General features: G+C 55.4%; 12 protein-coding genes. 2 read left to right on the forward strand and 10 right to left on the reverse strand.

The genetic code is table 11. The features are described 5' to 3' along the window. Positions 1-204: 204 nt before the first annotated feature. From ASC75_RS13420 to ASC75_RS13450, 7 genes are all read right to left on the reverse strand, one after another. On the reverse strand, positions 205-1,440 hold the full coding sequence (locus ASC75_RS13420) for an ArgE/DapE family deacylase (RefSeq protein ID WP_055976108.1): 1,236 nt from the start codon (positions 1,438-1,440) through the stop codon (positions 205-207). 8 nt (positions 1,441-1,448) lie between these two features. Continuing rightward, a complete protein-coding gene (locus tag ASC75_RS13425) occupies positions 1,449-1,952 on the reverse strand; it encodes an ureidoglycolate lyase (RefSeq protein WP_055976016.1) in 504 nt (167 codons plus the stop codon). Between the two features lie 81 nt (positions 1,953-2,033). Then, positions 2,034-2,933: an allantoinase PuuE gene (gene puuE / locus ASC75_RS13430; protein WP_055976018.1), complete on the reverse strand. Its 900-nt coding sequence runs from the start codon at positions 2,931-2,933 to the stop codon at positions 2,034-2,036. A 92-nt stretch (positions 2,934-3,025) separates the two neighbouring features. Then, complete coding sequence (locus ASC75_RS13435) at positions 3,026-4,135, reverse strand: ABC transporter permease (protein WP_082496572.1); 1,110 nt, start codon at positions 4,133-4,135, stop codon at positions 3,026-3,028. Position 4,136: 1 nt separating this feature from the next. Then, positions 4,137-5,624 (reverse strand): sugar ABC transporter ATP-binding protein, encoded by a 1,488-nt coding sequence (locus tag ASC75_RS25520; RefSeq protein ID WP_162244922.1) that lies wholly within the window; start codon positions 5,622-5,624, stop codon positions 4,137-4,139. A 137-nt stretch (positions 5,625-5,761) separates the two neighbouring features. Further along, a complete protein-coding gene (locus ASC75_RS13445) occupies positions 5,762-6,751 on the reverse strand; it encodes a sugar ABC transporter substrate-binding protein (protein WP_082496574.1) in 990 nt (329 codons plus the stop codon). A 56-nt stretch (positions 6,752-6,807) separates the two neighbouring features. Then, positions 6,808-7,878, reverse strand: coding sequence for a CapA family protein (locus tag ASC75_RS13450; protein ID WP_082496575.1), 1,071 nt, complete (start codon positions 7,876-7,878; stop codon positions 6,808-6,810). Positions 7,879-8,065: 187 nt separating this feature from the next. Between ASC75_RS13450 and alc the strand changes: the two genes are divergently transcribed. Together alc and ASC75_RS25525 are read left to right on the forward strand one after the other, a co-directional pair. Continuing rightward, complete coding sequence (alc, locus tag ASC75_RS13455) at positions 8,066-9,070, forward strand: allantoicase (RefSeq protein WP_055976035.1); 1,005 nt, start codon at positions 8,066-8,068, stop codon at positions 9,068-9,070. A gap of 121 nt (positions 9,071-9,191) precedes the next feature. Further along, entirely contained in the window at positions 9,192-9,950 is a 759-nt protein-coding gene (locus ASC75_RS25525; protein WP_082496576.1) for a GntR family transcriptional regulator, read from the forward strand. 64 nt (positions 9,951-10,014) lie between these two features. Here ASC75_RS25525 and ASC75_RS13460 read toward each other — a convergent pair whose 3' ends face one another. The 3 genes from ASC75_RS13460 to ASC75_RS13470 are packed head-to-tail and all read right to left on the reverse strand — an operon-like array spanning position 10,015 to position 13,879. Then, positions 10,015-10,827: an aspartate/glutamate racemase family protein gene (locus ASC75_RS13460; RefSeq protein ID WP_156381257.1), complete on the reverse strand. Its 813-nt coding sequence runs from the start codon at positions 10,825-10,827 to the stop codon at positions 10,015-10,017. Beyond that, on the reverse strand, positions 10,811-12,607 hold the full coding sequence (locus tag ASC75_RS13465) for a M20/M25/M40 family metallo-hydrolase (protein WP_055976041.1): 1,797 nt from the start codon (positions 12,605-12,607) through the stop codon (positions 10,811-10,813). The genes ASC75_RS13460 and ASC75_RS13465 overlap by 17 nt, the downstream gene beginning before the upstream one ends. A 30-nt stretch (positions 12,608-12,637) precedes the next feature. Further along, a complete protein-coding gene (locus ASC75_RS13470) occupies positions 12,638-13,879 on the reverse strand; it encodes a M24 family metallopeptidase (RefSeq protein ID WP_055976044.1) in 1,242 nt (413 codons plus the stop codon). Positions 13,880-13,888: the final 9 nt, after the last annotated feature.

Raw genomic sequence — 13,888 nt, forward strand, 5'->3', positions numbered from 1 at the left:
GGTCTTGGCCATCAGCCGCCGGCGGTCGAGATCACCTGCCGCTACCGTCACGAACTCCACCGCATGGTGGTGTTCGAGATGATGAATGGCCTCATGCAAGGCCGGATCGTTGCGGCTGCCAAGCACACTTTCAACTCGGAGCATTGCTACCTCCTTCGGCCTTCTTGAAGCCGCCAACAGAATGAGCCGGTCACTTGAAGACCCTCAGGCGTTGCCAGTGAGCATGTCGTAAAGCGCCAGTGTCACGACATTTGTCGCCAGCACGAGGTCATCGATCCTGAGCTTCTCATCGGCGCGGTGGGCGTTGGCCTCGAGCATCGTTCGCGGACCGGCGCCATACAGCACGGTCGGGATGCCGGCATTGCTGTAGTGCCGCGCATCGGTATAAAGCGGCACCCCCTGGGTCGGAATGGGTTCTCCAGTGAGTTCCGAGGCATGCCTCTGCAAGGCACCCGCGAGGCGTTCCTGCCCGTCGAGCGGCTTCAGCGGGTTGGCCAGCATCAGCTGGCGGACATGGCACTCGACGCCCGGCATTTCGCCAGCGGTAGCCTCGATGAAGGCGATCAGGTCGCGCGCCACCTCCGGACCGTTCTCTTCCGGGATCATGCGTCGGTCGACGCGCATCACGATCTTGTCGGGGACCACATTGGTATTGATGCCGCCCGAGATCAGGCCGACCACCAGCGACGGCGTTGTGATGCCTTCGACCGACGAGCGCTGTTCCGAAAAGCCCGAGCGCAGCGAATAGAGCCGGCTGAGAATGTGGGTTGCTGCCTCGAGCGCATCGACACCGGTTTCCGGTCGTGCCGCGTGGGCGGACTTGCCCCGGACGTCGATGTCGAGATGCAGGCAGCCATTGTGGGCGGTGACGACGCCGTAGGACAGGCCGGCGCAGATCGCATAGTCCGGCTTGGTCAGTCCCTGCTGCAGCAAATAGAGCGGGCCGATGTCGCCACCGACCTCTTCGTCATAGGTCAGGTGTATCTCGACCGTGCCCGACAGCTTCTCGCCCAGCGAGCGCAGTGCAAGGAGCGCGTAGGCGTAGGTTACGAAATCGGATTTCGAGGTCGCCACGCCACGGCCGTACATCCAGCCGTCCTTGACCACAGCGCCATAGGGATCGACCGACCAGCCTTCACCAGGCGCCACGACGTCACCATGAGCATTGAGCGCGATGGTCGGGCCGGGCCCGAACGTGTGCCTCACAATCAGGTTGGTGGCGCTGATCATGCCGACGCTCGCAACGAGCGCGTCTGGCACCTTGTGACGCTCGACGGTGAAGCCAAGGCGTTCATACAATTGGGCAGCGCGATCGGCATGCGCTGCGCAGTCTCCGGGCGGGTTGTCGGACGGCACCTTGACCAGTTCCGCCAGCATGCGCACCTGGTCGTCGCGATGCGAACGGATGATGTTTATTAAAAGGGGTTTATGTTCTGACATCTCTATCTTCAGCATCGAACGTTCCCCTCAATGACATAGGGCTCGGCGAAATTGTATTCTTCCAGATTACTTCCTAGTCCACCGCGATCGACGACGAGAAAATCTTGCTCGTTAACTAGCGGAGAAAGCACCCCATGCCACACGTTGCTGTGGTAGTTCACGCCCTGTCCCGGTTGCGCAATGAATGCCCTGGGCGCCTGTGGAACGCCTTGCCGGTCAAGACAGACAACCACCAGGAACGATCCCAGCTTCGTCGGGATGAACGCCTGGCTTCCATACGGATGCCTCTCGACAGCTGAAACAACCAACGGAAGCTCACAGTGACGACTCCGGACCATCGAGATCAGAACTCGCCCTTCTGGCCCACTTGCCTCCACTTTCGCCATATCGTGGAAGCGATCCGCCATGCCACCGTTGATCGGGTAGCTGGCATCGCCATCGATCTCGATTACGTCACCAAACTCGCGAAACCGATCTCGTGTGAGCGGTTCAACGTCAACAATTTGCGGCATATTTTCGGTCCAAGCTCATATGATATTTTGGGTAGGAAATGCCGCTCAATGCAGGCTTGGGACTGAGCGGCGCTTGTATCGCTACGCGGCGTGATGCTTGTGCCAATGACGCGCAATTTCGTCTCTGCGACAAATCCAAACGTCCTCGTGCTTTTGCACATAGTCTAGAAAACGCAGGAACGCTGCCCACCGACCAGGGCGGCCAACAATTCTCAAATGCAGGCCCGTAGACATCATACGTGGTGTTCTGTCGCTCTCGCGATAAAGCACGTCAAACGTATCCTTAAGGTAGGAGAAGTACTGATCGCCTGAGTTGAAACCCGCGGCCGACACAAAGCGCATGTCATTTGCTTCCAGCGTGTACGGTATCCGCAAATGCTGCTTGCCATCTACGGTAACCCAATAAGGAAGGTCATCGGCATATGTGTCGGAGTCGTAGAGGAAACCCCCTTCTTCAACTACGAGCTTCAATGTGTTTTGACTGCATCGCCCAGTATACCATCCCACCGGACGCTCCCCAGTAATCTCTGTGATGGCCTCGATGGCCAATTTCATGTGGGCGCGTTCCGTTTCCTCTCCCATCCATTGGTGGTCAATCCACTTCCAGCCGTGACTGGCAATCTCGTGGCCTGTTGAATGCATGAATTTACCCGCGTCCGGATAGTGCTGGAGTGCAAGCCCGTTGGCCAGAACCGTGGACTTGATTCCCCGTGAGTTGAGCTCGTTAAAAACGCGCCAAAAGCCGACTCGTGTGCCGTATTCGTAGAGAGATTCCATATTAACGCTGCGCACACCAAAAAGCGGGGGAGCGCCAATCATGTCCGAGATAAAATTCTCGGAATGCGCGTCGCCGTGAAGTACGCTGTTCTCTGAACCTTCTTCAAAGGCCACAATAATCTGCAGGGCCAACTTGGCGCCTTTGGGCCAATTGGCATTTGGTGGATTATTTCCATATCCGACCATGTCGCGAGCGTAGTTCATACACTTATTCCTTCCGATTACTGGCCGTTTTGCTCGGCACTTACTCGTCTAATGTCCTGGGATCTGCGGGCATGACCGACCTGGGACATCGTTTAAAGATGTCGAACAGTCCCAGCATCATCCTGTTTGCCGGCGCCGGTCCCAGTGCTCGCCGCTGCACGCTGTTCGCTTACTCGGCGACGGCCCTCGAGAAGGGGCCCAAGCACCGAACCCAATGAGTCAAGGCTGGCAGCAAATACCAGGGCGAGGCCAGCAGCAACGAGTTGCACGAATGGCGTAACATTCAGCTGCGTAAGTCCGTTCTCCAGAACCCCGAGAAAAATCCACGCGGTGGCCACACCGCCAATCCGCCCTCGACCACCCGCAAATGCAACGCCGCCGAGCAGCACGATCGTCAGGGCTTGAAGTTCCATCTGCAACCCCAATGCGCCTGGTGCAGAACCATCGAGCCGCGCAGCCGACATCACGCCCGCCAGCCCGGCAGCTGCGCCGGTAACGACATAGAGCGCAAATGGCAGTGCACGTACCGGCAATGCTGCCAAGAATGCAGCTCGAGGATTTGATCCGATGGCGTAGACGTAGCGCCCCCAGGTAGTCAGTGAAATAAAGACGGCGGCAGCGACGAACGAGATACCAACGATCCACAGCTGGATCGGAACATGAAGAAATTCTCCATTTCCCATCACCACGAAGAACTCGTCTAGGCCCGAAATTTCATTGTGCTGTATAAGCAGCGTGGCTCCGCGGAGAATGCCCAGCATACCGAGAGTAACGATAACGGGATTGAAGCGTAGAATACCGCATAGAACCCCGTTTATGACGCCACCCAGCGCGCCGCCACCAATCCCGACCAACATGCTCAGCCAGGGTGAAAGGCCCCATTCCGTATTGGCAAGGGCAACGAGCGTCCCAGCAAAGCCGATGTTTGAACCGACCGACAAGTCAACGTGCCCTGCGATCACCAACAATGCCATTGCTGCCACCAGAACGCCGATGACAGCATTGTTCGTAAGGATTACCTCGAAGTTCGACACCGTAAGGAATGTTGATGTCCTGGAGGCAAAATAAACGATCAAAATGACCAGCGCAATCACTAGAATATTGTTTATTATGACTTCAGGTCTTTTTATCTTGTCCAGAAATGATGTGGAACGATCATTATTGATCGCAGCGCCAGTATTCGATGTATTTGACCTGGTCATCTTATTCTCCTACGTGCGCCAGGTGGAGCAGGCGCTCTTGATTGATTTCGGTCCCATGCAGAACTCCGGCAACCTGGCCTCGAGATAGGACTACGACCCGGTGCGCCAATTGCATCAACTCTTCCGGTTCCGACGAAGTCACCACGACTGCAAGGCCGGTCTTCGTGCTCTCTGCCAGAACGTTATAGAGGTCGCCACGGGCACCGACGTCCACGCCTTGTGTCGGTTCATCGAGCAATAGCATCCGGCAATCCTGGCCGTCTTGGAGCCACCTACCGAGCACCAGTTTCTGCTGGTTTCCACCCGAGAACCGCCTTGCTTCAAGATCAGACCGCCGCGGCTGCAGGTTCAACTTCCGCGAGACATCGTGGAACGCTTTTTGCTCTGAAGATTTGCTTCGAAAACCTAGAGTTCCGAATTTGGCGGAGCTGGCCATCGCCACATTCTCGCCTGCCGTCAGTGTCTGAAAGACACTTTTGCGGAGCCGATCTTCTGGAACCAGGGCTACGCCAGCCCGCACCGCATCGGACGGCCGGCGCAGGTTTAATGCCTTGCCTTCCAGAGTAATTGTTCCGCTCGCCAATGCTCGCGCACCGAACAGTGCTTCAAGTAACTCAGTCCTGCCAGATCCTACCAGGCCGAATACGCCAAGTATCTCGCCGGAATTGACATCAAGGTCGATCGGTCCGATGCCTGGCGCGGTCAAACCACGAATCTGAGCCAAGGGAGATCGTGTTTGCTGCTGGCTAGCGTAGTCAGGGGGGTTTGTTCCCACACTACGGCCCGCAATGGCGCTGACGATCTCTTGCTCCGTAATCTCAGAGACCTTAGCTGAAAGCACAATTTTTCCACCTCGAAGGACCGAAACTCTATCAGCTATAGCGAATACTTCTGCTAGACGATGAGTTACGTACAAAAGAGGAAGTTTTTGTTTCTTTAGAGAGAGAAGCTGCGCCGATAATTGAGCCGCTTCACGTTCGGTCAATGAAGCTGTAGGTTCATCCAATATCAGTAGTTTTGGTCTCGTACGAAGTGCCTTTACGATTTCAATAACTTGAAGCTCTGCGTTGCTGAGTTTAAGTAGGTCGGCTTCAGGATCGATATTGACCCCCAACTCTGCGAACCATTGGTGTACTTCCCGTGATTCCCGGGCTTTGCGGACAAAGGGACCGCACTTATATTCCTGTCCGAGAAAGACATTATCGAGTACATTTAGCCCGGAAGCCAATGAAAGCTCTTGATACACTACGGAAATTCCTGCTCGCATTGAATCGCGAGGTCCACTCGCTGCAAACGGCTTTCCATCAACCTCGATCGCGCCGGAGTCGGGCTGCTCAGCTCCCGATAAGCACTTGATCAACGTCGATTTTCCGGCGCCATTGGCGCCTAGAAAGGCATGGATCTCTCCATCCTCAATTTCAAGGTCGACCCCTTTGAGGACAGGAACACCCGAATAGGCCTTCTTGAGATTGCTGATCACAACAGACACGGAAACCACCTTGTTCTATAGTATTTTCCAAATATCGCGCGATAAGGACCACGTTTTTTTTAGTTACCGCTATTTATAAATGCGGGCCGCTCATGCTCGGCGCCAGTCCTTATCGCGTCGATATCGGCAGGAAGACTTTATTCGATGCCTTGCTGCTTCAGGTACTTGTCAGCCAAGGGCGATTTTGCCTCGACCAGTTCCAGCGCTATGATACGTTCGGCAACAGCCTCACCACGCACAAGCTTGTCAGCCGTCGTTGCGATTGCCTCACCCAAATCGATCAGCGGCAGCGCCATGGAAGCACGATAAATAGTGTCGCCGCTTCGCAGCAATTTTAGCGCCCCTGGAGTGCCGTCCATACCGCCAATGAAGGCCTTTGGGTCCGACTTGTCGCGTCCAGCTGCAATCCATGCCTTGTATGCGCCCTCTGTTGCGGGGTCTTCGATACCGAGGATCACGTTAACTTGAGGGTGGGCTTGAAGAATGCTGCGGGTCGTCTCGAGGCCTTCGGTAGCACTAATTGCATCCTGGCGAGCGACAATAGTCGCACCAGGCGCGACACTGGTGAGGCCTTTCGCGATGCCGTCCGCTCGAGAACGACCCCAGAAAGCTCCTTCATAGCCCAGGATTACGACATTGGCCTTGCCATCCAGGTTGGAGTTGATCCATTTGCCGGCGTACTCGCCTAGAACCGCCGCAGAATCGTACTGGCTGAAACCTACAGTTGCGTCCTGGTTCTCGAGCTTTTCTGCATACGTGATCCACTTGATGCCGGCACTGCGAGCCTTCTTGGCCACACTTTCGAAGACTGCTGGATTAAGGGTAACGCAGACAATGACTGCTACTTTTTGCTCGATCCACGTGTTAAGCGTATTGATCTGCTTCTTCAGGTCCGTTCCGGGATCATCTACCACAACCTGGTAGCCAAGCTCTCCTCCCTTCTTCTTTGCGGCCTCCAGAGTGGCAATAACTGCGCCCTGAAGCGACGAATTCGGAAAGCTGACGGCGATCACAGGTGTCTGAGCAAAAGCAGGCTGTGGCACTGCAATTGAAGCAGCAGCGAGCCCGGCCACGCCCAGGGCCATAAAGCTTCGCCTCGATAGAGAACTCCACATTTTTTTAGACATTTACTATTCCCCTTTTTGTTAGAAGTAATATTTTTATGTCATTCCAATGCGAATTATTAAGCGCTCTCCTTTCTGGCAATAATTGCGCCATTTCGTACTTCGATTCTGGTCCCAAACGGACTGGATAACCGCTTGAGGCGCGAGAGGAGGCGATCTAACTCAGCACCCTTCGCAAGCCCGGGGAGCCGTCTTGTGTTAAGGATGTGTGGGATGAGCCGCACCTCGGGGTCCTCATTTGATTGGGGGCAAAGCAGTGCGACAAATCCTTCGGCCGACATCTCGCTCCAGAGCTTTTTTATCGTCGGGGCTGCTTCCATGAATACCTGTTGACCAACCAACGTCCCCAAGCCGTACAGAATTGGTTTGTTTCGGTAGAATTCTATTGGATGGATTGCATGAGGGTGGTGGCCGTGAACCAGGTCGGCACCCGCTTCGATCAACGCGTGGGCCAATGGCTGCTGGTACTCCGCCAGTTCATCGCCGGAGCCAAAACCCCAATGAACCGTCACAATTAGGAAATCGAAGCGAGAACGGCAATCGCGAACGCACTGGCTGGCAAACTTCATGTCGCTGTCGTGGACAAGAGTTCGAACCCGCACAGCTGATAGGTCACCGGGCTCTTCCATCTGATAGTATGGATCAATCTCGTAGGAGGTCACTATCTTCAAGCCAGCTATCCCTGGCCTGCACTCTGCCGCGCCCGTCCCGGTCGGAACTAGGCAAGAGAAAGCTAGGACTCCCACTCGCTCGCCGCTGAGAACAAGCTCTGCTGGCCTGACGGCCTCGCTTATTGTTTTTCCAGCGCCAATTACTTGAAGCCCAGCAGATCGCAGATTATCAACAGTGTCCTGCAGGCCCTCCCAACCATAGTCAACAGTGTGATTGTTGGCGACCGTGACAACGTCGAGTCCGAGTGCATCAACGTCAGATGCGATTGATGGGTCTGCACGTATGTTCAACAGCTTATGAAGCGGTTCCGCCGCTGTAGTGAGCGGCATCTCAAAGTTCCCAACGACCATATCTGCGTCGTGGAGATGTCGCAGGACCGCCTGGACTTCCGGCGCTTGTGCATCACTCCGCAAGTGGTCAAGTGGGATGACATCCCCTGTGACAGCCAATGTTGGCACTGTGTCGCCTCCTCCATTCCCTGGCTCCGCCGCAGCTAATCGCTATTTTTTGCGTCCGTAAGCCCTAGCTATCAGGTGAGTTCTACCTCGCGACAGGTATTTACTACCTAACTAACAGGGTGTACCCTACTGGAGAGTGCCCACAGTGTCAAGGCGCTACGCAGCAACCACCAAGGGAGATCCAAACGTGACGAAAAGCACACAGCCAGACTTTGCAAGCAGGTACATCAATTTGGCGAACCCGCAGCTCGGCGCCGAGGCTGTCTTTGCCAACGATGAATTTTTTGCTTCGAAAGAAAGGATGTTAAGCCTATCGACTCCAGTCTTCGTATTTGGAAAGAAGGATGATACGCGACCTGGATTGTATATGGATGGGTGGGAGACACGACGCCGCAGAACTGAAGGTCATGACTACTGTATTGTTAAACTTGGAATACCGGGTATCATTCGCGGAATAGACATAGATACCAGTCATTTTACCGGAAATTTTCCTCCGGCTGCTTCCGTCGAGGGCTGTTACTCCGATCACAAAATCCCTGCGGATGATGCCCTGTGGGCAGAAATCTTGCCCGCTACCGAACTTTCGGGTAACTCCCACCATCTCTTGCCCGTTTCGAATTCGGGTACCTTCACTCACGTTCGGCTGAACATTCACCCCGATGGAGGGGTAGCCAGGCTCAGGGTCTACGGCGAAGCGGCGGTCGATTGGGAAAAGGTGAACAAAAGCGCGATACATGAGTTGTCGGCTTTGGAGTTTGGTGGTCGCGCCCTCGCAGCCAGCGACCAGCACTATGGCTCACCCAATAATCTTCTAATGCCTGGATCCGGTGATTCTCCCATCGACGGATGGGAGACACGCCGGCGGCGCAGCCCGGGCAATGACTGGGTAGTAATTGCCCTAGGGCATCGCGGCCGTGTATCGGAGATCGAAGTTGATACGGCACATTTCCGCGGCAACTATCCAGACAGATGCTCTGTCCTGGCCGCCGACCTCAGCGGAGTCGACGTAGCCGGGGTGGTCACGCAAAGCATGTTCTGGCGGACATTGCTGCCTGAACAGAAGCTTGAGATGCACAAGCGGCATATATTTGAGCGGGAGATTCTGGACATTGGAGCTGTAACTCACTTGCGCTTCAATGTATTTCCTGACGGGGGTGTGATGCGCTTTCGGGCGTCGGGCAGGCTCGCCTAGAGCGTGAGCTCGGTGCGGCCGGGGAGAGCCACATAGGCGGTGTAATCGGTCCGCTGAGGCTTAGGGGACAACGGTCATCAGGTTTGGTTGCACCAAACCTGATGTTCACAGGAGCAAAAGAATGGAACGTGTTAACTTATCGAGGCGAAAGCGTCCGCTATCGAGCGAAGTTTGCGAGCGAATTGTTGATGACTTCATCGCAAGCGACAAGGTCAAGCCCGGATTACTTCTGCCAAGCGAGAAGGAATTAACGGCGAAGTATGACGTCTCGAGGGTCACATTGAGAGCGGCGATCAAAAGCCTTCACGATCGAGGTCTCGTAAGTGTTAGAAACGGGGTTGGCGCGACAGTACTGCCGCGCCCCCCGGCTTCGTCAAAGATCGTGCATCATCTTGAGAGGCTTGCTTCGCTAGACAAAGCGGCCAGCGAAGCCGGCAAGCTTCTCAAAACTGAGGACCTGAAATGGGGCGAAAGTATCGTTACGCCAGAAATAAGCACAAAGCTGAGACTTCCTGTCGGTGACCCGGTGTATTTTGTGCAACGCTCTAAGATTCTTGATGAGGCGCGAATAGCATGGACAATAGACTGGCTACCAACGACAATAATCGATTTTGATTTGATTCGAAGCGAGTTTAAGGGGTCTCTCCTTGATGCATTGCTTCAGCATTCAGAGCTGGAGTTAAATTATGCCGACTTAGAGATAGTTCCACAAATACTTAATTCAGAGATTGCAGAGCATCTGGGAACCCCAATTGGTGGACCTGTGCTTTATCTCGATACTGTCGTCTATGGAGCAGCAGGTCAGCCAGACATATGGGGACAGGTTTGGGTTTTGCCGGAGCATGTTCGCTTCTTCATTCGTCGTCACATGCAATTTTGAAAGGTCGCCGAGCTCCATGGATCCAGCAGCAGCAAGCGCACGCTTGCGCGGCGCGCAACGACCCCTAGCTGGTTAACTCGCCCCTCATGAGCGCACCCCAATTGCGCATGGCCGGATCAATTCCCGCAAGCATGCACCCCTTCCAGAACGTCACCGCGATTGAGTCTATGATGGGCTTACCGAGTTCTCGCTCCATCTCTTCAACGAGGAACGTTGCGGGAAGATTGGTGCATACTACAGCAATGCAGTCCGCTTCTGGGGAATCGGCAGCACGCAATAGATTGCGAATGGCATCCAGAGAATTGTTGCCGATGTCGACGTTCACAGACTGCCTCAGCGAGGCATGCGACACCACGTTCACCCCAACTCGACCGTAAACCTCGCAGATTTTGGCGGTGACTTCATCGACATAGGGAACGGCCAGGCCTATGCGCGTTGCACCCATTGATCGAAAGACTTCGAGAAACGCCAATGTAGAAGTGGACGCTGGGAGACCCGTACGTTCCGAAATCCTCCGGCACAGTTCTTCATCGCGCTGCAGTCCAAGCCACGACGCTGACGTTCCATTCCAAACGATTGCGTCCAACGGAGCGTCCGCCAAGAGCTCTGCAGCTGCGACCATCGTATCAAGCGCAAACTGGTCCTCCGTCGCTGGATCGAGCCTGACTGCGGTTACGCGTAGCCGGGAGAAATGATGGGAGCAGCGATTTGCCAGTCCCACATTCAGCTGAGACGTGATCGCCTCCAGGGCCGTGTTGGACGACGGCGTGATATGGCCGATCCTCTTGAGCTGCCTAAGTGACTGTATTGTGGTTTCAAGTTGACCCACGCATTCATTCCTTTCGTTGTCGAAGCCAAAATTATGAAGAAGGCTCAAGCATGACCGTCCAGCCGGGTGTTGCCCGGACTGCCTCGCGGATCGAAGGTAAGCATCTAGAAATATTACGCGCCTCCTCCTCAAGTTCAGCGACATCGGCAGCGTTCCAATCGCGCCTGGTGGAGGAGTGGACTGATATCCAGCCGGCAACGTGATCGTTGTGCACTACCGGTGCCAACATCTGTGCCTTCACACCGTAGGCATCAATGAGCGCGGTGGGCGGGCGAACTGGAGAGTTGGCAAATTCGGATTGCACTAGAATCTTTCGCGTTCGCATCACCCATTGTGCAGTCGATGCACCTCTTTGATCGACACTTTCATCATGTTTGATTGATGGGAAACCTTCGGCGACCGCCTCGCCGATTACCGGAAAATTTCGCCCGTTCACGTCGAGACGCAGCGTTACGCGCATTGTCCCCAGCCGATGTCGCAATTGTTCGAGCTGCTTTTCCAGATTGTCCAGAAGATTGCACTGATCCCCGCGACTGCTGCTGCCACGGGATAGGTCGTCGGTGGGCAAGCCCTGTGCCCGGCCAAGGTTGAGGTCTCCGTCATTAAGTAGTGAGTAGGCTGTGTAGGCAGCCACATTTGCCACCTCGGAGACGGCTGCCATGTCAAGCAATTCAGGGACGTCGCCCGAACTATGATAGTAAGGATGCTGCGGAGGGAACCGCCAAAACCAGCAGGCGGGCACCCCAGCATCGATAAACGGATTGAGATCTGCGGCGCGAAGGAGGCTGGCGTTGGTGACATCCTCGATCTCCCACCCAACCTCCGCCGCCCGCGCAACTGCGTAGTCGGCAATACCGGGATCGGCAAGAAGAGCGCGCCGGCCAGGGAGAGCCCACGCCAGCGCATCAAGATTGATCATCGCAACAGTTGACTTGAGATCCGCCTCGTGTCGGCGGCAATAATCTGTTGCCCCCCACATGCCGGGTTCTTCGGCACAGAACGCAACGAGCTTCAAAGTTCGCCTAAAGTTCTGCCCGACCCATCGGTCTGCAAGTGCAAGAAGCGCTGCAAGGCCCGTTGCATTGTCCTGAGCGCCAACCCCTTCAAGCTGGGTGTCGTAGTGGGCTCCCACCACGACGCATTCAGCGGTGTTGCCGGGAATTTCCCCCACGACATTGGCTGAAATAAACGGCTTGTATCGGGCACGATGCTCGATCCGCAGGCGAACGACGCCATTAGCGACGTAAGCCAGTAGTTGCGCACCATCGTCACGATCGATTGTGACTCCCGGTACGGCAAGCGGCCTGCCTTCGAAACTGGGAGCTGAGGGCACCGGATACAACTGAGCCGTCAGGTGAGATATCGTTCCGCCCGGCGTCTCACTTATGACGACAATACCGGACACCCCTCTATCCACCAAGTGCTCCGCAAAGAGCCATGGCCAGTATGAGTGCATCACGGCGATCCGCCCATTCAAAGGAGGTAGTCGCGTCAGGAGATCAGTCAGGTCCTCAATGCTGGAGGGCCGTCCAATGTAGATTGCCACGCCTTCTGCCTGTCCGCTCGCTGTATACTGCAACCCGACGGCTCGAAGCGTCCGGGAAGGCTTCAATATCTCGCATGTTGCCCCTCCTGCCTCGTAGGACAACAACTCTACGGGTTCGGCACGGACTTTTTGCAGACCAGCGGAATTGAAGCGATCGAGCAGGAACGAGCGCGTTGCGGCCTCCCCAGCTGTGCCCACGAAACGATTACCAATGCCGCAAATTTCATTCACCAAGCTCGCAACGCTCGCGCGCTCGAGGCTTGGCCATGGGACCATGCTCATCAAATTCACCTTCCTAAGTAAGCGCTGGTATCAACCTGCAAGCACAGGCGATCGTCGGCTGTAGGGAATGAGCAATTCTCCACCGCCCGGCCGTACGATGAACGACTGCTCGTTCTGGATTGCTCCAATTCCAGGAAGGAAATGGCCGATCTCCAGATTGATCAGCATATTCGCCTCAAGGGGAAAGTCTGCTGAGACGTCTACGCAATCATCGACGATGCGCCCCCCCCGATCGGGGACAATGATTGGATACTCACGTACATCGAGGCCAATTCCATGACCTTGCGGCTCATTCCCCTCGATTCCTCCTTCGGAAAGAGCGTCGCACATCACGCGGAATACCTCAGACGCTTTCACACCAGGTTGCAATGCGCGCCCACCCGCAGCAACACACGCCTTTAGGGCCGCATCCTTTTTATGCACCAGTTCCGGTGGTGCTTCGAACATGAAGCTCATGCCAATGTCGGCCCAATAGTTGCGATAGATCGCGCACCAGTCGGTAAAGATTACCTCGCCGCCGGACGGCGCATAGGTCGGTTGGGTAGTGAGCCCAACACCCCCGGCTGCCAATTGGACGGCCGCGAAGTCTGCACAGTGCTCGCCCAGGCGGACGCGATATTCTCTCTCGATTGCTTCGAGAGTGCCATTCGGTTGTGCCTGCTCGATCGCTGCGATGGCCGCCCTTTCAGCGATTTCGATCGCCTTGCGCATCCGGTCAATTTCCGCATCGGTCTTGACCATTCGGACTAGCCGGATGAGTTTGGTGCAATCCAGAAGCGTGGCACCGGGCAGTTCATTCGCCAGAGCCAAACGCCCACCGTCGCCCATGCCCTCAATTTCAACGCCGATCCGGCACCCATCAGCGAGACCACGCTCGCGCATGACATCAACAAGTGCGTCAACGGGGGTCTTATACGAGTTGCCGCGCATGACCTCCCCAATCATGCCGTCAAGGCCGGTCGGGGTCATCGACAGGTCAAAGGGGAAATTGTCTCCAAAAAGCCGCACGTCCCGGATCCACACATCGTCCGAATTCATCGCAAAGCGCGATCCCAAGATGAGAGTCGGCTCCCCTTCGACAGGAATAAGAACAAAGCCTGGAAACATCAGTTCGCTTGATGCTTCGGGTGTGAACATGTATTGGCGCATCGATGATTCCAGCGGCCAGCTGTAACCTGAAAAATAGGTGATACTTTTTGGCGCTGTGGCAATGATCGCAGAAATGCCAGCTTCCTGCATGTACTTGGTGGCTCGGTCACGATTGTAAAGCATAGTTTCTTC

Source organism: Aminobacter sp. DSM 101952 (assembly GCF_001424795.1).
GTDB lineage: Bacteria > Pseudomonadota > Alphaproteobacteria > Rhizobiales > Rhizobiaceae > Aminobacter > Aminobacter aganoensis.

Coding starts and splice junctions, on each gene's coding strand:
- ASC75_RS13420 (WP_055976108.1), bottom strand. CDS start 1,440: ATGTCAGAACATAAACCCCTTTTAATAAACATCATCCGTTCGCATCGC.
- ASC75_RS13425 (WP_055976016.1), bottom strand. CDS start 1,952: ATGCCGCAAATTGTTGACGTTGAACCGCTCACACGAGATCGGTTTCGC.
- puuE (WP_055976018.1), bottom strand. CDS start 2,933: ATGAACTACGCTCGCGACATGGTCGGATATGGAAATAATCCACCAAAT.
- ASC75_RS13435 (WP_082496572.1), bottom strand. CDS start 4,135: ATGACCAGGTCAAATACATCGAATACTGGCGCTGCGATCAATAATGAT.
- ASC75_RS13445 (WP_082496574.1), bottom strand. CDS start 6,751: ATGTCTAAAAAAATGTGGAGTTCTCTATCGAGGCGAAGCTTTATGGCC.
- ASC75_RS25525 (WP_082496576.1), top strand. CDS start 9,192: ATGGAACGTGTTAACTTATCGAGGCGAAAGCGTCCGCTATCGAGCGAA.
- ASC75_RS13465 (WP_055976041.1), bottom strand. CDS start 12,607: ATGAGCATGGTCCCATGGCCAAGCCTCGAGCGCGCGAGCGTTGCGAGC.
- ASC75_RS13470 (WP_055976044.1), bottom strand. CDS start 13,879: ATGCTTTACAATCGTGACCGAGCCACCAAGTACATGCAGGAAGCTGGC.